The following is a 19,715-nucleotide window of genomic DNA, read 5'->3' on the forward strand; positions in this document are numbered from 1 at the left end:
GAAAGGGCCGGCATGGACAGAATCAGCATCAGACTTTTTCGCTGGTCACCTGCACATGCAACGCGCGCCCTGCGCCAAGCCCGAAACCAATAGCACCTATGCCCAGCACGGCAAAAATCCACCCCACTGCCGCCCAGCCACCGGTCATATCGTGCACCAGGCCCACTGCAAACGGCCCCATCGACGCCAGGGTGTACCCCACCCCCTGTGCCATGCTCGACAGGTTCGCCGCCACATGCGCGTCCTTCGAGCGCAGCACGATCAAGGTCAGCGCCAGGGCAAAGGTGCCGCCCTGCCCCAGGCCCAGCAGTACAGCCCAGCCCCACAGCCCTGAGATCGGCGCATACAGGCAACCGAACAAGCCGGCCAAGGTAACCAGCATGACGATCACGATAGCCAGGCGCTGATCCTTGCCGCGTGTTGCCAGCCAAGGCGCACTGAGTGAGCTGACCAATTGCACGATCACCGACCCCGACAACACCAGCCCCGCCTCGGTCGGGCTCAGGCCGCGGCCAATCAGAATCGACGGCAACCAGCCGAAGACGATATAGGCCAGCGATGACTGCAGGCCCATGTACAAGGTCACCTGCCAGGCCAAGGGGTCGCGCCAAAGGCCACGCACCCGATAAGCAACCTTGTGCAGGCCGTGTCCTTGGCGCGCCTGGGGTAGCCAGACGAGCATGGCCAGCAGAGCCGGCACCGCCCAGAAGCCTAGCCCCAGCGCCCAACTGCCCTCGTAGCGTTGAGCCAGGGGCACCGTGGCGCCGGCTGCCATGGCTGCGCCCAGGCACAGGGCCATGGTGTACACGCCGGTCAACGTCCCGGCGTGCTGCGGGAAATCGCGCTTGACGATGCCCGGCAACAGCACGCCGATGATGCCAATACTGGCGCCGGCCATGAGGCTGCCCAGGAATACCCCGGCCGTCCCAAACGCGCTGCGCACCACAATGCCCAAGGCCAAGGTGAGGAGAATGCCGAAAATCACCCGCTCACTGCCAAAACGCCGCGCCAGGACCGGCGCCAGCGGCGCAAACAAGCCCAGACACAGCACCGGCAAGGTGGTCAGCAGGCCCGCCTGCGACGCGCTCAGGCCCAAGCCCTCGGAAACCAGGCCGAGTACCGGGGCCATGCTCGACAACGCCGGGCGCAGGTTCAGCGCCACCAGCACCAGGCCCAGCAGCAACAGCCAGGGCCTGCGCAGCAGCACAGGCTGCTGCTGAACCTGCTCGTCATCGGCTTCGGCGTCGATCAACAGTTCGTCGAGTTCCCGCTCGCCGGTGGGGGTGCTACGGGTGATGGATTCAGCCATGGCCTTCTCTGGGTCAGGATTCGATGAGGGTGCGGCTCAGGCGCTTGGCCCGCTCCGCATCACGTTGTTCGATGGCATCGAGGATTTCCCCGTGCAGATCGAACGTGGACTGGCAGCGTGGGACGGTGGTCATGTTGTGTTGCAGCGCTGCCGCCACCACACCGGAGAAATACCGGTACAACTCACTCAATGCAGGGTTGTGGGCGGCATCGACCAGGCGCTGGTGGAACACCAGGTCGCAGGTCACGTAGGCATCGATGTCGCCATGAAAGTGCCCGGCACTGCCTTCAAGGGCTTCACGCAGCGCCTTCAGGTCTGCGTCGGTGCGGCGCAACGCCGCCAGGCCGATGGCCTCGGTCTCGAGGATATGGCGGGTTTCCCGCGCCTGTTCAGGCGTGCAACGCGACATCGCCTGCACAGCCAACAGCGGGTCCTGCACAGCACGCAGATAACTGCCATCGCCCTGCCTGATCTCCACCAGGCCACTGAACGCCAGCACGCGCATGGCCTCACGCACGGTGTTGCGGCTGATGCCCAGCGCCTGGGCCAGCTCAGGCTCGGTCGGCAGTCGCTGCCCTACCTGCCAGTCGCCCTGAAGGATGCGCTCACGCATGCGCTCCACGGCGAGTTCGACCAGGGAACGCTTGGTCAACTCTACGCGCATCACATTCAACCAATCATCCGATGAATTACCGAAGCTTAATGGATGGCGCTCCGGACGGCAAACCACCTGGTATTTCTGCCAGTTGTGAGCAGCGCACTTTATTGCAACGCTCGCTGTACCTTCCAAGGATGCCTCTCCATGCGACTATCAGCCTTGCTTCTGCTGACGTTGGCCTTGCTGGCAGGTTGCGGACCGGCGCAAAAAGGGCCTGAACCGAAAACCCTGATCGTCGGCATCGAAGGTGTGCAATTCGAACAGTACGAGGCATTGGGCGATGCCACCCACCTCAAGCAACGTCTGTATTACGCGTACACCTATACCGGCGGCATCACCGGCAAGCCCAGCGAGCAGCCCACCCTCAGCGGCCCAGGCTGGGTCACCTTGCTCACTGGGGTCTGGAGCAACAAGCATGGCGTTGACTCCAATGCCGAGTCGCTGCGGGTCGACCCGGCATTTCCCAGCTTGTTCAAGCGGCTACGTGAGGCACTGCCGACGGCCTACCTCGCCAGTGTGGTGCACGGGTCGCCAATCAACAGCGCATTTTTGCTCGAAGATGCCCATGGCAACGATGTGCGCGAAAGCGGCTTGTCCGATGAACAGGTCACCCTGCGAGCACTGCAGATTCTCGGCAGCACGCCTGCCGACTTCACCTTCATTGAGCTGGGCGAACCTGATGAAGCCGGCCACGCTGCAGGCTTCGGCGAGCGCTACCAACAGGCACTGCGCAATGCCGATAACCGGCTGGGGAGACTGCTGGACAAGGTCGACGAACGGCGCCGCAATCACCCGCAAGAAGACTGGCTGGTGATTGTCAGTACCGACCATGGCCGCGACTATCGGGGCAAGGGCCATGGTGGCGTCACCGAGCAGGAAAAGACCACCTTCATCGCCAGCAACAAACCGATGAACGAAGAGCTGACCGAGCCCATCCTCCCAGAAGAAAACCCCGGGCCAAACAACCTGTATTGCCTTGCCGCGCAGACCTCGGTGGCGCCCACCGTCCTGCGCCACATGGGCCAGGCGCTGCAAGCCCAGTGGCTACTGGACGGCCCCCCCCTGCTGGGTGAGGCAGGTGCGCGCAAGGCCAGGGCCGATGAAGCCAATGCGCGTCTGCGCTGGCACAGCAGCGCCAAGGGCTACCTGACCATCCTCAAGAACGGGCATGTGGTTGCACAAGTAGCGGCTGCGGCCGGGCAATGGACCGACCCGGACGGCATGGATACCGTCAACGACTACGTGCTGGTACTCGATGGCACCCCGGTGGCGGTGCGCAACAGGCCTGCCGGCCAACCCTACAACATCGAGGAAGTGGCCTACTGAACGTTGCGCCCTGAATGAAAAACCCCGCCTGGCAGCCAGTGCCAGGCGGGGTTCGATCAAACCGGACGGCTGCTTGAGCCTGCCTGATCAGTTCAGCGCATCGAGCAATGCCTGGTTCATATCCGGCGTACCGATGGTAATGCGCAGGAACTGGGCAATCCGCGCCTGCTTGAAGTGCCGCACGATCACCCCCTGCTCACGCAGGCGCGCCGCCAATTCGGCCGCATCCTGTTGCGGGTGACGGGCGAAGATGAAGTTGGCCGCCGACGGCAGCACCTCGAAGCCCTTGGCAGTCAGTTGCTCGACCAGCACTTCCCGGCTGTCGATCACCTTGCGGCAGGTTTCTTCGAAGTAGGCACGGTCTTCGAACGCCACGGCCGCACCGACGATCGCGGCACGGTCCAGCGGGTAGGAGTTGAAGCTGTTCTTGATCCGCTCCAGCGCCTCGATCAGGTCCGGGTGGCCGACCGCCAGGCCAACGCGCAAACCCGCCAGCGAGCGCGACTTGGACAGGGTCTGGGTGACCAGCAGGTTGTCATATCGGTCAACCAGGCTGATGGCCGTCTCGCCACCAAAGTCGATGTAGGCTTCATCCACCACCACTACCGAATCACGGTTGGCTTGCAGCAGTTGCTCGACCGCCTGCAATGGCATCAGGCAGCCGGTGGGCGCGTTAGGGTTGGGGAAGATAATGCCGGCGTTAGGCTTGTTGTAGTCCTCGACACGGATCTGGAACTGCTCGTCCAGCGCCACCTGCTCGAAGGCGATGCCATACAGGCCGCAGTAGACCGGGTAGAAGCTGTAGCTGATGTCCGGGAACAACAGCGGCGCGTCGTGCTGGAACAAGCCGTGGAAGATGTGCGCCAGCACTTCGTCCGAACCGTTGCCGACGAAGACCTGGCCAGGGGTTACGCCGTAGTACTCGGCCACCGCCTGCTTGAGCCGGTCACCGTTCGGGTCCGGGTACAGGCGCAGGTTGTCGTTCAGCTCGCCACGCATGGCTTCCAGCGCCTTGGGCGACGGGCCATAAGGGTTTTCATTGGTGTTGAGCTTGACCAGGCGGGCCAGCTTGGGTTGCTCGCCCGGCACGTAAGGCACCAGGTCCTTGACGAAGGGGCTCCAGAATCGACTCATGCTCAGTTCCCCTTGTCTTGGGTCAGGATACGGTATTCGGCGCTGCGGGCGTGGGCCGTCAGCGATTCGCCACGGGCCAGGACCGAGGCGGTGTGGCCCAACTCGGACGCGCCCTGCTCGGAGCAGAAAATGATCGACGAACGCTTCTGGAAGTCATAAACCCCCAGTGGCGAAGAAAAGCGCGCGGTGCCGGACGTCGGCAGCACATGGTTGGGGCCTGCGCAGTAGTCACCCAGCGCTTCGCTGGTGTGGCGGCCCATGAAGATCGCGCCGGCGTGGCGGATCTGCGGCAGCCAGGCTTGCGGGTCGGCGACCGACAGCTCCAGGTGCTCGGGGGCGATCCGGTTGGCCACTTCGATGGCCTGCTGCATGTCACGCACCTGGATCAGCGCGCCGCGGCCATTGACCGACTTCTCGATGATCTCGGCGCGCTCCATGGTCGGCAGCAGCTTGTCGATGCTGGCGGCGACGCGGTCGAGGAACTCGGCATCCGGGCTGACCAGGATGGCCTGGGCGTCTTCATCGTGCTCGGCCTGGGAGAACAGGTCCATGGCGATCCAGTCCGGGTCGGTCTGGCCGTCACACACCACGAGAATTTCCGACGGGCCGGCGATCATGTCGATACCGACTTGGCCGAACACGTGGCGCTTGGCGGTCGCCACGTAAATGTTGCCGGGGCCGACGATCTTGTCCACCTGCGGCACGCTCTCGGTGCCATACGCCAGGGCGGCGACGGCTTGGGCACCGCCGACGGTGAACACGCGGTCAACACCAGCAATGCAGGCGGCAGCCAGCACCAGTTCGTTGACCTCGCCACGCGGGGTCGGCACCACCATCACCACCTCGGTCACACCTGCGACCTTGGCCGGGATGGCGTTCATCAGCACCGAGGACGGGTACGACGCCTTGCCGCCGGGCACATACAGGCCGGCACGGTCCAGCGGCGTGACCTTCTGGCCCAGCACGGTGCCGTCGGCTTCGGTGTACTGCCACGAGTCCTGCTTCTGCCGCTCGTGGTAGATACGCACTCGGTTGGCGGCCTTTTCCAGCGCCTCACGCTGCACCGGGGTGATGCGGGTCAGCGCCAGCTCAAGGCGCTCGCGGCCCAGGATCAGGTCTTCGATGCGGGTGGCCTGAACACCATCGAAACGCTGGGTGAACTCCACCAGCGCCGCATCGCCACGCTCGCGCACGGCCTTGATGATGTCGAGCACGCGCTGGTTGACCGCGTCATCAGACACACTTTCCCAGCTCAGCAGATGATCCAGATGTCGGGCGAAATCCGGATCAGCGGCGTTGAGACGGGCAATTGCAGTGGACACGGTCATGGCGAGGGCCTCGATTATTAGCGAATGCTCAGGCGCCCTAGGCTACCAGTCCATCCGCGCGGGCACCTGAGAAAAGTGGCTATGACGCGGATAGACGGGCGCGACAGCGAAGGCCGCGCGCAGGAGGTAGAGAGTCTTAGCCGCGGTGTCGCGATTCGACAGCTTTGCGCAGGGTGTCGATCAGGCTCTGGATACGGGCATGCTGCATCTTCATGGAGGCTTTGTTGACCACCAGGCGCGAGCTGATCGTGGCGATCATTTCCTGTGGCTCCAGGCCGTTGGCGCGCAGGGTGTTGCCGGTGTCGACCACGTCGATGATCTTGTCGGCGAGGTTGATCAGCGGGGCCAGCTCCATCGAGCCATACAGCTTGATGATATCGACCTGACGGCCTTGCTCGGCGTAGTAACGCTTGGCAACGTTGACGAACTTGGTGGCTACGCGCAGGCGGCCCTTGGGCTCGGGTGCACCAACCACGCCAGCGGTCATCAACTTGCAGCAGGCGATCTGCAGGTCCAGCGGCTCGTACAGGCCCTGGCCGCCGTACTCCATCAGCACGTCCTTGCCAGCCACACCCAGGTCGGCGGCACCATGCTCGACATAGGTCGGCACGTCGGTGGCACGCACGATCAGCAGGCGCACGTCGTCCTGCGTGGTGGGGATGATCAGTTTACGGCTCTTGTCCGGGTTCTCGGTCGGTACGATACCGGCCTCGGCCAGCAATGGCAGGGTATCGTCGAGAATTCGGCCTTTGGATAGCGCGATGGTCAACATGGGAAACGTCGGTCCTTAAGCGGCTACTGCCGACCGGGCGTAAAGCCCGGTCGCATACAATTCGTGTGTGGGAGCGGGCTCGCCCCGCGAACACCGGCAAAGCCGGTGCCATAACCGCGGTGGCTGCTTCGCGGGGCAAGCCCGCTCCCACACCCTGCCCCCTGCAGACTCTTAACCCGGTACGCGACGGATCTTCGCGCCCAGCATCTGCAGTTTTTCTTCGATGCACTCGTAACCACGGTCGATGTGGTAGATGCGATCGATCAGGGTATCGCCATCGGCAACCAGCGCCGACAGTACCAGGCTGGCCGAAGCACGCAGGTCGGTGGCCATTACCGGGGCACCTTTGAGCGCCTTGACGCCCGTGACGATGGCCGTGTTGCCTTCGACCTGGATCTGCGCGCCCATGCGGTGCATTTCGTAGACGTGCATGAAACGGTTTTCGAAGATCGTCTCGATCACCGCACCAGTGCCTTCGGCGATGGCGTTGAGCGAGATGAATTGCGCCTGCATGTCGGTCGGGAACGCCGGGTAAGGCGCGGTGCGCAGGTTCACAGCCTTGGGCCGCTTGCCGTGCATGTCCAGCTCGATCCAGTCTTCGCCGGTGTTGATGTCGGCGCCCGCTTCCTTGAGTTTTTCCAGTACCGCTTCAAGGATGGTCGGGTCGGTGTCCTTGACCTTGACGCGGCCACCGGTGACGGCGGCGGCGACCAGGTAGGTACCGGTCTCGATACGGTCGGGCATGACCCGGTAGGTGGCCGAGTGCAGGCGCTCGACGCCATCGATGGTGATGGTGTCGGTGCCGGCGCCCTGAATCTTGCCGCCCATGGCGTTGATAAAGTTGGCCAGGTCGACCACTTCAGGCTCGCGCGCGGCGTTTTGCAGTACGCTGCGACCCTTGGCCAGGGCTGCGGCCATCATGATGTTCTCGGTACCGGTCACACTGACGGTATCGAAGAAGAAGTGCGCACCGCGCAGGCCACCTTCAGGCGCCTTGGCCTTGATGTAGCCGGCTTCGACTTCGATCTTCGCACCCATGGCTTCCAGGCCACGGATGTGCAGGTCGACAGGGCGCGAACCGATAGCGCAACCGCCAGGCAGGGCCACTTCGGCCTCGCCGAAGCGCGCGACCATCGGGCCCAGCACCAGGATCGAGGCGCGCATGGTCTTGACCAGCTCGTACGGCGCGACCAGCGTCTTGATGGTACGCGGGTCGATTTCCACCGACAGCTTCTCGTCGATCACAGGCTCAATGCCCATGCGCCCGAACAGCTCGATCATGGTGGTGATGTCGTGCAGGTGCGGCAGGTTGCCCACGGTGACCGGGCCGTCAGCCAGCAGGGTCGCCGCCAGAATCGGCAGGGCCGCGTTCTTCGCGCCCGAAATGCGGATCTCGCCGTCAAGGCGAGCGCCGCCAGTAATAATCAGTTTGTCCATTGGAGTCTCGCCGCCAAGTTGGCTCAGGTGCGCTCAGCCCAGGCTGCGCTGCTGAAAAATTTCATGGTTACCGCATGGATGCTGCCATTGGCGATCCAGGGATTAAGGTGAGCATAGATCGCCTGTTGACGCTTGACCGGGCTCAGGCCAGCCAACTCGTCGCTGATCACGTTCAACTGGAAGTTGCAGCCTTCGCCTTCAACTTCGACCCGGGATCCCGGCAATTTTTCTTCAAGGAAGCTTTTAACTTCTACGGCCTGCATGCTCAACCTCAATCGGCGCCCGATGCGCACGGGTCGGCCATCATACAAAAAAGCCCCTCGCCTGCGAAGCCCACTGAAGGTTTGCGCTGACCGAGGGGCCATCCATCCGTGTCAGGCCATCAATTGGCCAGCACTTCATCGAGGTCGTAGACCTCGGCAATCTCCCGCATGTCTTCGGGCATTCCACGCACTTCGCAGACCTTGCCAGTGGCCTGGCCATCGCGGATGAACGCCAGCAGCAGCGACAGGCCGACGCTCGACGACTTGTCCACCGCCGAGCAATCGAGGATCAGGCGCGGCTCTTTGGAAGCCTCGACCAGCGCCTTGCCTTGCTTGCGCAAGGCCGGGCCACTGCGATAGTCCAGCACGCCTGCCAGGCGCAGTACGCCCGGCTCGGCCATGCTTACGCCGGTTTCACTCATTTCACGACCTTATCGGACGATTGATCGGCTTCCTGCTTGGCCTTGGCCACTTCGCCTGCCCAGCCGTCGATGGTCTTGTCCAGGTTGTTGCCGTTGCGCTGCATGGCGTCGGCGAACTGGTCGCGGAACAGCTTGCCGATGTTGATGCCGTTGACGATGACGTTACGCACCTTCCACTCGCCGGCGATGTTCTCCAGGGTGTACTGCACCGGGTATACCGCACCGTTGTTGCCCGTCACCTTCATGCCGACGCTGGCACGCTTGCCGTCATCGGCCTTGGCCTGATCGACGACAATGCCCTGGTTGTTGTATTCCAGCAGGGCGTTGCCATAGAACTGCATCAGGCTGCGCTTGAAGTTTTCCTGGAAGCGCTGCATCTGCTCAGGCGTGGCCTTGCGCGAGTACTTGACGGTCATGATGCTGCGCGAAATACCGTCCGCGTCCACCACCGGGCCCAGGATGCGGTTGAGCGCATCGTAGAAGGCGCTGGGGTTGGACTTGTACTGCTCCTTGTTGGCCTTGAGGTCACCCAGCAGTTCGTTGGTCGTGCCTTGAACCACCTCGTGGGGCGTCTGTGCCGCCAGGGTCAGCAGGGGGAAGGCCGCCAGCAGGACCAGCAGGCCACGTCGCAGGATCGAAATCATGGAAACTCCTTAATTAGCCGGTTGCGCTTCTTTCGGTTCCTTGCCAACGGAGTTGAGCAGGAACTTGCCAATCAGATCTTCCAGCACCAGGGCCGACTGGGTGTCGTGGATGGTCGCGCCATCCTTGAGCACCTGATCTTCGCCGCCCACGCTGATGCCGATGTACTTCTCGCCCAGCAACCCGGCGGTCAGGATCGAGGCAGTGGAGTCGGTCGGCAGGTTGTCGACGGTCTTGTCCAGCTGCAGCGTCACCCGACCGGTGTAGGAATCACGGTCCAGATCGATGGCGGTGACCTTGCCGATCGTCACACCGGCCATGGTCACTTTAGCTCTGACCGTCAAACCGGCGATATTGTCGAAGTACGCATAAACTTTATAGGTATCGCTGCTCGGGCTGGCCGACAGCCCGCTGACACGCAGGGCCAGCAGCAGCAGCGCCAGGATCCCGGCCAGGAGGAACAGGCCGACACCGATTTCCAGGGTGCGGTTTTGCATCAGAAATCTCCAAACATCAAGGCGGTCAGAATAAAGTCCAGACCCAGGACTGCCAACGAGGCATAGACCACGGTCTTGGTGGTGGCACGGCTGATCCCCTCTGAGGTGGGCTCACAGTCGTACCCCTGGAACACGGCAATCCAGGTGGTGACGAAGGCGAACACCAGGCTTTTGATCAAGCCGTTCAACACGTCGTCGGTAAAGGAAACACTGTTCTGCATGTTGGCCCAGAACGAGCCCTCGTACACGCCCAGCCAGTCGACTGCGACCCACGAACCACCCCAGATGCCGACCACGCTGAAGATCAGCGCCAGCAGCGGCAGCGAGATGAAACCGGCCCACAACCGCGGCGCGATGATGTACTTGAGCGGGTCGACGCCGATCATCTCGAGGCTCGACAACTGCTCGGTGGACTTCATGTTGCCGATCTCGGCGGTCAGCGCGGAGCCCGCACGGCCAGCGAACAGCAAGGCGGTCACCACCGGCCCGAGCTCACGCAGCAGGGTCAGGGCAACCATCTGCCCGACAGCCTGCTCCGAACCGTACTTGGTCAGGATGCTGTAACCCTGCAGCGCCAGCACCATGCCGATGAACACACCGGACACGGCAACGATCGCCAGCGACAGCACGCCCACCGAATACAGCTGCTTGGTCAGCAGTTGGAAACCACCGCCAATGCCGCCACGCCCGACCAGCGCGTGAAACAGGAACAGGCAGGAACGCCCGAGCACCGCCACCACGTCGATCGCCGAGCGACCGAACAGGCGAACACGTTCGAGTAAGGATTTTCTGCGCATCAACGCGCCCCCAGCAGGTCGGCGCGGTAATCAGGCGCGGGAAAATGGAAGGGTACCGGACCGTCCGGATCGCCCTTCATGAACTGGCGAATACGCGGGTTGTCCGAGCCCATCAGTTCGTCGGGCGTGCCCTGCCCCAGCACCTGACCATCACCGACCACGTAGATATAGTCGGCAATGCTGGCGGTTTCGGCCAGGTCGTGGGACACGACAATGCTGGTGATGCCCAGTGCATCGTTGAGCAGGCGGATCAGGCGCACCAATACGCCCATGGCGATCGGGTCCTGGCCGACGAACGGCTCGTCATACATGAGGATCTGCGGGTCCAGGGCAATCGCACGGGCCAACGCCACCCGGCGCTTCATGCCACCGGACAGCTCGTCGGGCATCAGGTCGATGGCACCGCGCAGGCCCACGGCCTGCAGCTTCATCAGCACGATGTCACGGATCATTTCTTCCGACAGCTGGGTATGCACGCGCAGCGGGAAGGCGACGTTCTCGAACACATCGAGGTCAGTGAACAGCGCGCCACTCTGAAACAGCACGCCCATCTGCTTGCGCGCGTCGAACAGGTCGCTGCGCGACAGCGTCGGCAGGTTCTGCCCCGCTACCCACACCTCACCACCGGACGGGCGCAACTGCGCGCCCATCAGGCGTAGCAACGTGGTCTTGCCGCAACCCGATGGCCCCATGATGCCGGTGACCTTGCCGCGCGGGATGCGGATGTCGACATTGCTGAAAATGCTGCGCGAACCGCGCTTGAAGGATACCCCCTTCAACTCGACCGCGTAGGCGCTATCCACACTCATCTAGACTCCTTGCTAGTGCAGCCTCGTCCTAATGGACGCCGGCCCTCTTCTTGAAGGCACACGCGCCCCTGGCAGGCCGAATAGCGGCGAACTATAGCACCGCTGACAGCGCCGCCCCAAGGCCGGGGAACGAGTCGTTCAGCCCGGAGACAGGCTTTGATGACATTCGCCACAGCAATCGAAAGGGTGAGGGTTTCTTTCATTGCGGCTATAATCGCCGCCTTTTCATCAGGCATTGCTTTTTCGACATGAGCCAATCCAGCGAGCTGATCCAATCCGCCCAACGCACCTTGCGCCTGGAACTCGAGGCCGTAGAGGCCCTGTTGGCGCGCATCGACGACAATTTCGTCAAGGCCTGCGAACTGATCCTGGCAAGCACGGGCCGGGTCGTCGTGGTCGGCATGGGCAAGTCCGGGCACATCGGCAACAAAATCGCCGCCACCCTGGCCAGCACTGGCACGCCTGCGTTTTTCGTACATCCGGCCGAAGCCAGCCATGGCGACATGGGCATGATCACCCGCGACGATGTCATCCTGGCCCTGTCGAACTCCGGCAGCACCGCCGAAATCGTCACCCTGCTTCCTTTGATCAAGCGCCTGGGCATCAAGCTGATCAGCCTCACCGGCAACCCTGACTCGCCCCTGGCCCAGGCCGCCGAGGTCAACCTCGACGCCCGCGTTGCCCAGGAGGCCTGCCCGCTGAACCTCGCGCCGACCTCCTCCACCACGGCATCGCTGGTACTGGGCGATGCCCTGGCGATCGCCCTGCTCGAAGCCCGCGGCTTCACCGCCGAGGACTTCGCCTTCTCGCACCCCGGTGGCGCGCTGGGCCGTCGCCTGCTGCTCAAGGTCGAGAATGTCATGCATACCGGCGACGAACTGCCCCAAGTGGCACGCGGCACCCTGCTCAAGGACGCACTCCTTGAAATGTCCCGCAAAGGCCTGGGCATGACCGTGATCGTCGAAGCCGATGGCACCCTGGCCGGAGTGTTCACCGACGGCGACCTGCGCCGCAGCCTCGATCGCAACATCGACGTGCACACCACGCTGATCGACGACGTGATGACCGTGCACGGCAAGACTGCCCGCGCCGAGATGCTCGCCGCCGAAGCCTTGAAGATCATGGAAGACCACAAGATCGGCGCTCTGGTGGTCGTGGACCGCGACGACCGGCCGACCGGTGCCCTCAACATGCACGACCTGCTGCGCGCCGGAGTGATGTAAATGAACCAGAACCTCATGCAACGGGGCAAGGCCATCAAGCTGGCGGTGTTCGACGTCGACGGCGTGCTCACCGACGGTCGCCTGTATTTCCTCGAAGATGGCAGCGAATTCAAGACCTTCAACACCCTCGATGGCCAGGGCATCAAGATGCTCATGGCCTCGGGCGTAACCACCGCCATCATCAGCGGGCGCAAGACCCCGGTGGTCGAGCGCCGGGCGAAGAACCTCGGTATTCCTCACCTTTTCCAGGGCCGCGAGGACAAATTGGTGGTTCTTGACGGCCTGCTCGCCGAACTGGGCCTAAGCTATGATCAGGTCGCCTATCTGGGCGACGACCTGCCAGACTTGCCGGTGATTCGCCGCGTGGGCCTGGGCATGGCGGTAGCCAACGCCGCGCCGTTCGTTCGCCAGCACGCCCAGGGCGTAACCCAGGCACGCGGCGGCGAAGGGGCCGCCCGTGAATTCTGCGAACTGATCATGCAGGCCCAGGGCACCCTGGACGCTGCCAACGCCAACTACCTGTAAGGCTGCCCATGTTCAGCAAGAAAGTCCGCAACTTTGCGCTGCTCGGGGTCATCGCCGCCCTGCTGGTGGCGATCGGCTACTGGAACGTCAGCCCGGAAAGCTTCCTCGACAAGCCGGTGAGCCAGGTCGACGATAGCGCTATCGACTACTACGCGACCAACGCTCATAGCCTGCAATTCTTGCCCGACGGCAAATTGCAGTATGAAATGACCGCCGACAAGGTCGAGCACCTCAAGGCCAGCGAAATCACCCTGCTGACCACGCCCGACCTGCATATGTACCGCGGCACCGAATACCCGTGGCACGTGCAGAGCGCCCGCGCCGAGGTCAACCCGGACGGTACCGAGGTCGAGCTGATCGACCAGGTACGCGTTGCCCGCACCGACGAAAAGCAGCGTGAGACCATCATTACCAGCTCACGCATGACCGTGTTCCCGCAGAAGCAATATGCGCAGACCGAGCAAGCCGTTAGAATCGACGGCGCCGGTGGCACAACTACGGGCAAAGGAATGAAAGCGTATTTGAAAGAAGGCAGGATGGACCTGCTCTCTAACGTAAGAGGACAGTATGAGGCTCGTTAAAACCCTCCCCCTTTTGCTCAGCCTGAGCGCAGCACTGGGAAGCGCGAGCGCCTTCGCACTGCCGAACGACCGTGATCAGCCGATCCGCATCCAGGCCGACAATGCCCATCTGGACGACAAGCAGGGTGTGGCCACCTACACCGGCGATGTGATCATCACCCAGGGCTCGATGAAAATCACAGGCAACACCGTGACCATCACCCGCTCCCCCACCGGCGATATCGACGTGGTGACCTCGGTGGGCAACCTGGCCTACTTCGAGCAGCAGCAGAGCGCCGCCAAGCCGGACAAGATGAAGGGCTGGGGTGTGACTATCCAGTACCAGTCGCAGAAGGACCTGGTGATCCTCACCGACCGCGCCAAGGTCGAAAACGAAGGCAACACCACCGAAGGCGAGAAAATCGTCTACAACACCCAGACCCAGGTGGCGACCGCCGGTCGTGGTGGCAACGTGACTACACCGCGCCAGCGTATCGACATGGTGATCCAGCCCAAGAAGAAGGCCGAGTAAATGGCAACCCTCAAAGCCCAGCACCTGGCCAAGAGCTACAAGGGTCGGCAGGTCGTGCGCGATGTCAGCCTGTCGATCGACAGTGGCCAGATCGTCGGCCTGCTCGGCCCCAACGGCGCCGGCAAGACCACCTGCTTCTACATGATCGTCGGCCTGGTCCAGGCTGAGCAAGGGCGCGTGCTGATCGACAACCTCGATGTCAGCCACCAGCCCATGCACGGTCGCGCCCGCGCCGGTATCGGCTACCTGCCGCAGGAAGCCTCGATCTTCCGCAAGCTGTCGGTGGCCGACAACATCATGGCGATCCTCGAGACCCGCAAGGAACTCGACCGCGACGGCCGCCGCAAGGAGCTGGAAAGCCTGCTGCAGGAGTTCCATATCAGCCACATCCGCGACAACCTCGGCATGAGCCTCTCGGGTGGCGAACGCCGCCGCGTCGAGATCGCCCGGGCCTTGGCAACCGCACCGAAGTTCATCCTGCTGGACGAACCTTTCGCGGGTGTCGACCCGATTTCGGTCGGCGACATCAAGCAGATCATCCACCACCTCAAGGCCAAGGGCATCGGTGTACTGATCACCGACCACAACGTGCGCGAGACCTTGGATATCTGCGAAACCGCCTATATCGTCAATGATGGCCGACTGATCGCCGAAGGCGATGCCGAGACCATCCTGGCCAACGACCTGGTCAAAGAGGTTTACCTGGGTCACGAGTTCCGACTCTGACCCCGGGACGCACCCGGAGCACCGGCAAATAACCCTTGACGGGGTTTAAGTTGTTACGGTGCTCTAGGCAAACGCTACAATTTAAGGCATAAAACTTGCTTGAATTTGGCGCTCCGGCGCCCTCGTGTAGTGGATGGCGCATGCGCGCCGGCGAACAAGGTATTAAGCCCCTGCCATGAAACCATCGCTCGTCCTAAAAATGGGCCAGCAACTGACGATGACTCCTCAGTTGCAACAGGCCATCCGCCTTCTCCAGCTCTCCACCCTGGACCTCCAACAGGAAATCCAGGAAGCGCTGGAGTCGAACCCGATGCTCGAACGTCAGGAAGACGGCGAGGACTTCGACAATAGCGACCCGATGGCCGATAACGCCGAGAGCAAACCGGCCGCCGAAGCCCAGGACAACAGCTTCCAGGAAAGCACCACCAGTGCCGAAAACCTGGAAGACGGTGAGTGGAGCGAGCGCATCCCCAACGAGCTGCCGGTCGATACCGCCTGGGAAGACATCTACCAGACCAGCGCCAGCAGCCTGCCTAGCAACGATGACGACGAGTGGGACTTCACCACCCGTACATCGGCCGGCGAGAGCCTGCAAAGCCACCTGCTGTGGCAGCTGAACCTGGCGCCGATGTCGGATACCGATCGCCTGATCGCCGTCACTCTGATCGACAGCATCAATGGCCAAGGCTACCTGGAAGACACCCTGGAGGAGATCTGCGCCGGTTTCGACCCTGAACTGGATATCGAGCTGGACGAAGTCGAAGCGGTCTTGCACCGCATCCAGCAGTTCGAGCCTGCCGGCGTCGGTGCACGCAACCTCGGCGAATGCCTGCTGTTGCAACTGCGTCAGCTGCCGGCCAGCACCCCCTGGATGGCCGAGGCCAAGCGCCTGGTCACCGACTTCATCGACCTGCTGGGTGGCCGCGACTACAGCCAACTGATGCGGCGCATGAAGATCAAGGAAGACGAACTGCGCCAGGTCATCGAACTGGTGCAAAGCCTCAACCCGCGCCCCGGTTCACAGATCGAATCGAGCGAGCCCGAGTACGTCGTGCCCGACGTCATCGTGCGCAAGGACAGTGAGCGCTGGCTGGTCGAGCTGAACCAGGAAGCGATCCCGCGGCTGCGCGTCAACCCGCAGTACGCAGGCTTTGTCAGACGCGCCGACACCAGCGCCGACAACACCTTCATGCGTAACCAGCTGCAGGAAGCGCGCTGGTTCATCAAGAGCCTGCAGAGCCGCAACGAAACGCTGATGAAGGTCGCCACGCAGATCGTCGAGCATCAGCGCGGTTTCCTCGACCATGGCGACGAAGCGATGAAGCCCTTGGTGCTGCATGACATTGCCGAAGCGGTGGGCATGCACGAGTCGACCATTTCGCGGGTCACCACGCAGAAATACATGCACACGCCCCGCGGCATCTACGAACTGAAATACTTTTTCTCAAGCCATGTGAGCACCGCCGAAGGCGGAGAATGCTCGTCCACGGCGATCCGCGCGATCATCAAGAAACTGGTTGCGGCGGAAAATCAGAAAAAGCCATTGAGTGACAGCAAGATCGCTGGTTTACTGGAGGCACAAGGCATCCAGGTAGCCCGTCGCACCGTCGCCAAGTACCGCGAGTCTCTCGGCATCGCACCGTCGAGCGAACGCAAGCGACTGATGTAGCCCCTGGTATGTGCCACAGCGTTTGCGGGGCAGGTGCAAGACCTGCCTCTTTATGCACGGGCAACAAAGGAGAAGCTGTATGCAAGTCAACATCAGTGGACACCATGTAGAAGTCACCCCGCCGCTGCGCGACTATATCGAGCAGAAACTCAAGCGCCTGGAGGGTCACTTCGACAAGATCACCAATGTGACCGTCATCATGAAAGTCGAGAAGCTGCAGCAAAAGGTCGAAGCGACCCTGCAGATTCCGGGCGGCGAAGTGGTTGCCAATGCCGAACACGAAGACATGTATGCAGCAATTGACGCCTTGGCCGACAAGCTCGACCGCCAACTGAAAAAACACAAGGAAAAACAGCAAAGCCTGCTGCAAGGTACGGCTGCCCGCTGATCCCCCTCATCCATGATCCGACTTGAAACCATCCTGACCCCCGGCCGTTCCCTCGTGAACGTGCCGGGCGGCAGTAAGAAGCGCGCCCTCGAAAAGGTCGCCACTGTCATCGCCGACCAAGTGCCAGAACTGGAGATGCAAGACGTCTTCGAAAAACTGGTCGCCCGTGAAAAACTCGGCTCGACCGGGTTCGGCAACGGCATCGCCATCCCCCACTGCCGGCTCGAAGGATGCACCGCCCCCGTCAGCGCCTTGCTGCACCTGGAGGCACCGATCGACTACGACGCCATCGATGGCGCGCCCGTGGACCTGCTGTTCGTCCTGCTGGTGCCCGAAGCTGCCACCGATGCGCACCTGGAACTGCTGCGCCAGATTGCCAGCATGCTCGATCGCAAAGAGGTTCGTGATCGTCTGCGTGCCGCCAGCAGTAACGAGGCCCTGTACCAGGTTGTCCTGGACGTCCAGAGCGAGCCCTGAACATGCGTCTGATCATCGTTAGCGGCCGGTCCGGCTCCGGCAAGAGCACCGCCCTCGATGTGCTGGAAGACAACGGTTTCTATTGCATCGATAACCTGCCCGCCGGCCTGCTACCGCAGTTGGCGGAAAACGCGTTGATCAATACCGAGTTGCTGCAACCCAAGGTCGCCGTGTCGATTGACGCGCGCAACCTGCCCAGCCACTTGTCGCGTTTCCCCGAACTGCTCGAAGAGGCCCGAGCACGGCACATCCAATGCGACGTGCTGTACCTGGACGCCGACGAGGATACCCTGCTCAAACGCTTCTCCGAGACGCGCCGGCGCCACCCGCTGACCAATGCCAACCGTTCCCTGGCAGAGGCGATACGGGTCGAGAGCGACATGCTGGGCCCGATCTCCGATCTGGCTGACCTGAAAATCGACACCACCAGCCTCAACCTTTACCAACTGCGCGACTCGATCAAGCTGCGCCTGCTCAACCAGCCAGAGCCTGGCACTGCGTTCCTGGTCGAATCGTTCGGCTTCAAGCGCGGCATGCCGGTCGATGCCGACCTGGTGTTCGATGTGCGCTGCCTGCCCAACCCCTATTGGAAGCCCGAGCTGCGTGAGCACTCCGGCCTCGACCAGCCGGTGATCGACTACCTCGCCGCCCAGCCAGATGTCGAAGAGATGTTCAACGACATTTCAAGCTACCTGCTCAAATGGCTGCCCCGCTTCGCCGCCAGCAACCGCGCCTACGTCACCATCGCCATCGGCTGCACCGGCGGCCATCACCGCTCGGTGTACCTGACCGAACGCCTCGGCGAGCTGCTGCAGCAATCACTGAAAAACGTCCAGGTCCGCCACCGCGACCTCTAGCCCACAGGATCCACCCCACGATGCCCGCCTGCGAAATCACCATCATCAACAAGCTGGGCCTGCATGCCCGGGCGGCAGCCAAGTTCGTCGGCGTGGCCGGGCGCTTTCCCTGCCAGGTGCGCGTGGGCCGCGCGCCCGACAAGCTGGTGGACGGCAAAAGCATCATGGCGGTGATGATGCTCGCGGCAGGCAAAGGCACCCAGGTGCACCTGCTGACCGAAGGCGAACAGGACAACGAAGCGCTGGAAGCCTTGATCGAGCTGATCAACAACTACTTCGACGAAGGCGAGTAAGCCGCTCAGGACATCGCGGTATCCATCACCATCATCAGGCAGAAACCGATACACAGCCCCAAGCTGGCCAAGCGGTGATGCCCATTGCTGCGCGACTCAGGGATGATTTCCTGGGTCACCACCAACAGCATCGCCCCCGCCGCACACGCCAACCCCAACGGCAGCAGCAACTCGGCAACGTTGACCAGCCAGGCACAGATCACCGCAGCCACGGGTTCGACCAGCCCTGAAGCGGCTCCGATCAGAAATGCCTTGAACCGCGGCATGCCCGCCCCCGCCAACACCAGCGCTATCACCAGGCCCTCAGGCACATCCTGCAAGGCGATGCCCATGGCCAGGCTATCGGCATCCGCCATGCCGCCACCCGCCGACACGCCGATGGCCATGCCTTCGGGAATGTTGTGGGCAATGATGGCAATCACGAACAGCCAGATTCGCGCGGCGATCACTGGCTGGTTATCCGTGCCGACCAAGGCTTCCGGCGAGGCGCCGGAAACCTTGAGGTCGACCAGAAACAGGCACAAGGCGCCGAACATCAAGCCAAAGCTGATCAGGCCGCCCGCGCCCCAGGGGCTGAAGCCGATACCCTGGGCCGCTTCCAGCCCCGGAATGATCAGGGAAAACGCGGTGGCCGCCAGCATCACGCCGGCGCCGAAGCCCAGCAGCGTGTCGGCCAGGGCCACCGGCATGTTACGTATCACCAACACCGGTACCGCGCCCAGCGCCGTCCCCAACGCGCACAGTGCGCCCCCCTCGAGGGCGCGCAACATGCGCGGTTCCAGGCCCAGCCAGGCAATGCCCTGCGCCAGCAACAGCGCAGTGCCGACCAGCAACAGCAAGGTTCCTATCGCCAGGCGAAACAGACGCACGCTGCTGACGGACAACACCTGTGAACGCATACCGGATCGACTCACTTCAAGGCTTCGAGATAACGACGTTCTACTTCCGCCCAGTCGACGACGTTGTAGAAGGCACCGATGTATTCAGGGCGACGGTTCTGGTACTTGAGGTAGTAAGCGTGTTCCCACACGTCCAACCCCAGGATCGGCGTATTAGCGTGCATCAGCGGGC

25 protein-coding genes are annotated in these 19,715 nt (G+C 62.6%); 11 read left to right on the forward strand and 14 right to left on the reverse strand.

The features are described from left to right. Window positions 1-28 precede the first annotated feature (28 nt). Together NP534_RS17425 and NP534_RS17430 are read right to left on the reverse strand one after the other, a co-directional pair. A complete protein-coding gene (locus NP534_RS17425; RefSeq protein WP_274099529.1) occupies window positions 29-1,309 on the reverse strand; it encodes a CynX/NimT family MFS transporter in 1,281 nt (426 codons plus the stop codon). 13 nt (window positions 1,310-1,322) lie between these two features. Next, the gene (locus tag NP534_RS17430; RefSeq protein ID WP_274099530.1) at window positions 1,323-1,973 is read right to left on the reverse strand and encodes a FadR/GntR family transcriptional regulator; all 651 of its coding nucleotides are present in this window, start codon (window positions 1,971-1,973) and stop codon (window positions 1,323-1,325) included. Between the two features lie 138 nt (window positions 1,974-2,111). On the opposite strand from NP534_RS17430, the gene NP534_RS17435 reads away from it, so the two are divergent. Continuing rightward, the gene (locus NP534_RS17435; RefSeq protein ID WP_274099531.1) at window positions 2,112-3,293 is read left to right on the forward strand and encodes an alkaline phosphatase family protein; all 1,182 of its coding nucleotides are present in this window, start codon (window positions 2,112-2,114) and stop codon (window positions 3,291-3,293) included. Window positions 3,294-3,380: 87 nt separating this feature from the next. Here NP534_RS17435 and hisC read toward each other — a convergent pair whose 3' ends face one another. From hisC to NP534_RS17485, 10 genes are all read right to left on the reverse strand, one after another. Then, a complete protein-coding gene (gene hisC, locus NP534_RS17440; RefSeq protein ID WP_274099532.1) occupies window positions 3,381-4,427 on the reverse strand; it encodes a histidinol-phosphate transaminase in 1,047 nt (348 codons plus the stop codon). A 2-nt stretch (window positions 4,428-4,429) separates the two neighbouring features. Beyond that, window positions 4,430-5,755 carry a histidinol dehydrogenase gene (gene hisD / locus NP534_RS17445; protein WP_274099533.1) on the reverse strand — a complete coding sequence of 442 codons (1,326 nt, stop codon included), beginning with the start codon at window positions 5,753-5,755 and terminating at the stop codon, window positions 4,430-4,432. Window positions 5,756-5,891: 136 nt separating this feature from the next. After that, window positions 5,892-6,527: an ATP phosphoribosyltransferase gene (hisG, locus tag NP534_RS17450; protein ID WP_033701084.1), complete on the reverse strand. Its 636-nt coding sequence runs from the start codon at window positions 6,525-6,527 to the stop codon at window positions 5,892-5,894. 171 nt (window positions 6,528-6,698) lie between these two features. After that, window positions 6,699-7,964 carry a UDP-N-acetylglucosamine 1-carboxyvinyltransferase gene (murA, locus tag NP534_RS17455; protein ID WP_033701085.1) on the reverse strand — a complete coding sequence of 422 codons (1,266 nt, stop codon included), beginning with the start codon at window positions 7,962-7,964 and terminating at the stop codon, window positions 6,699-6,701. Between the two features lie 23 nt (window positions 7,965-7,987). Next, window positions 7,988-8,227, reverse strand: a complete 240-nt coding sequence (locus tag NP534_RS17460) for a BolA family protein (protein WP_003255121.1) — start codon at window positions 8,225-8,227, stop codon at window positions 7,988-7,990. A gap of 119 nt (window positions 8,228-8,346) precedes the next feature. Then, window positions 8,347-8,649: an STAS domain-containing protein gene (locus NP534_RS17465; protein WP_274099534.1), complete on the reverse strand. Its 303-nt coding sequence runs from the start codon at window positions 8,647-8,649 to the stop codon at window positions 8,347-8,349. Further along, on the reverse strand, window positions 8,646-9,293 hold the full coding sequence (locus NP534_RS17470) for an MlaC/ttg2D family ABC transporter substrate-binding protein (protein ID WP_274099535.1): 648 nt from the start codon (window positions 9,291-9,293) through the stop codon (window positions 8,646-8,648). The genes NP534_RS17465 and NP534_RS17470 overlap by 4 nt, the downstream gene beginning before the upstream one ends. 9 nt (window positions 9,294-9,302) lie before the next feature. Next, window positions 9,303-9,788, reverse strand: coding sequence for an outer membrane lipid asymmetry maintenance protein MlaD (gene mlaD, locus NP534_RS17475; protein ID WP_016501327.1), 486 nt, complete (start codon window positions 9,786-9,788; stop codon window positions 9,303-9,305). Continuing rightward, on the reverse strand, window positions 9,788-10,585 hold the full coding sequence (gene mlaE, locus NP534_RS17480; RefSeq protein WP_033701089.1) for a lipid asymmetry maintenance ABC transporter permease subunit MlaE: 798 nt from the start codon (window positions 10,583-10,585) through the stop codon (window positions 9,788-9,790). The genes mlaD and mlaE overlap by 1 nt, the downstream gene beginning before the upstream one ends. Further along, entirely contained in the window at window positions 10,585-11,394 is an 810-nt protein-coding gene (locus NP534_RS17485) for an ATP-binding cassette domain-containing protein (RefSeq protein ID WP_033701092.1), read from the reverse strand. The genes mlaE and NP534_RS17485 overlap by 1 nt, the downstream gene beginning before the upstream one ends. Window positions 11,395-11,642: 248 nt before the next feature. Here NP534_RS17485 and NP534_RS17490 point away from each other — a divergent pair, with 248 nt between their 5' ends. The 10 genes from NP534_RS17490 (at window position 11,643) to NP534_RS17535 (ending at window position 18,644) form a co-directional block, all read left to right on the forward strand. Further along, window positions 11,643-12,617, forward strand: coding sequence for a KpsF/GutQ family sugar-phosphate isomerase (locus NP534_RS17490; protein WP_274099536.1), 975 nt, complete (start codon window positions 11,643-11,645; stop codon window positions 12,615-12,617). Then, window positions 12,618-13,142, forward strand: a complete 525-nt coding sequence (locus NP534_RS17495) for a KdsC family phosphatase (protein WP_033701094.1) — start codon at window positions 12,618-12,620, stop codon at window positions 13,140-13,142. Between the two features lie 8 nt (window positions 13,143-13,150). After that, window positions 13,151-13,723, forward strand: coding sequence for an LPS export ABC transporter periplasmic protein LptC (gene lptC, locus NP534_RS17500; RefSeq protein ID WP_033701095.1), 573 nt, complete (start codon window positions 13,151-13,153; stop codon window positions 13,721-13,723). After that, the gene (gene lptA / locus NP534_RS17505; RefSeq protein ID WP_274099537.1) at window positions 13,710-14,234 is read left to right on the forward strand and encodes a lipopolysaccharide transport periplasmic protein LptA; all 525 of its coding nucleotides are present in this window, start codon (window positions 13,710-13,712) and stop codon (window positions 14,232-14,234) included. Before lptC ends, lptA begins: the two co-directional genes overlap by 14 nt. Beyond that, window positions 14,235-14,960, forward strand: a complete 726-nt coding sequence (gene lptB, locus NP534_RS17510) for an LPS export ABC transporter ATP-binding protein (RefSeq protein WP_033701098.1) — start codon at window positions 14,235-14,237, stop codon at window positions 14,958-14,960. Between the two features lie 175 nt (window positions 14,961-15,135). Next, window positions 15,136-16,629 carry an RNA polymerase factor sigma-54 gene (locus NP534_RS17515; RefSeq protein ID WP_274099538.1) on the forward strand — a complete coding sequence of 498 codons (1,494 nt, stop codon included), beginning with the start codon at window positions 15,136-15,138 and terminating at the stop codon, window positions 16,627-16,629. A gap of 79 nt (window positions 16,630-16,708) precedes the next feature. Continuing rightward, window positions 16,709-17,017 (forward strand): ribosome hibernation-promoting factor, HPF/YfiA family, encoded by a 309-nt coding sequence (hpf, locus tag NP534_RS17520; protein ID WP_274099539.1) that lies wholly within the window; start codon window positions 16,709-16,711, stop codon window positions 17,015-17,017. Window positions 17,018-17,029: 12 nt separating this feature from the next. Further along, complete coding sequence (gene ptsN, locus NP534_RS17525; RefSeq protein WP_033701102.1) at window positions 17,030-17,494, forward strand: PTS IIA-like nitrogen regulatory protein PtsN; 465 nt, start codon at window positions 17,030-17,032, stop codon at window positions 17,492-17,494. A 2-nt stretch (window positions 17,495-17,496) separates the two neighbouring features. Next, window positions 17,497-18,351, forward strand: a complete 855-nt coding sequence (gene rapZ / locus NP534_RS17530; RefSeq protein WP_033701103.1) for an RNase adapter RapZ — start codon at window positions 17,497-17,499, stop codon at window positions 18,349-18,351. A gap of 20 nt (window positions 18,352-18,371) precedes the next feature. Further along, window positions 18,372-18,644 (forward strand): HPr family phosphocarrier protein, encoded by a 273-nt coding sequence (locus tag NP534_RS17535; protein WP_033701105.1) that lies wholly within the window; start codon window positions 18,372-18,374, stop codon window positions 18,642-18,644. A gap of 5 nt (window positions 18,645-18,649) precedes the next feature. Here NP534_RS17535 and NP534_RS17540 read toward each other — a convergent pair whose 3' ends face one another. Together NP534_RS17540 and NP534_RS17545 are read right to left on the reverse strand one after the other, a co-directional pair. After that, entirely contained in the window at window positions 18,650-19,543 is an 894-nt protein-coding gene (locus NP534_RS17540) for a ZIP family metal transporter (protein ID WP_099452996.1), read from the reverse strand. An 11-nt stretch (window positions 19,544-19,554) separates the two neighbouring features. After that, window positions 19,555-19,715: Fe-Mn family superoxide dismutase (locus tag NP534_RS17545; RefSeq protein WP_274099540.1), on the reverse strand; the 161-nt coding region annotated here is incomplete at its 5' end.

Origin of the sequence: Pseudomonas sp. 39004, assembly GCF_028682155.1 — a bacterium.
Taxonomy (GTDB): Bacteria; Pseudomonadota; Gammaproteobacteria; order Pseudomonadales; family Pseudomonadaceae; genus Aquipseudomonas; species Aquipseudomonas capeferrum.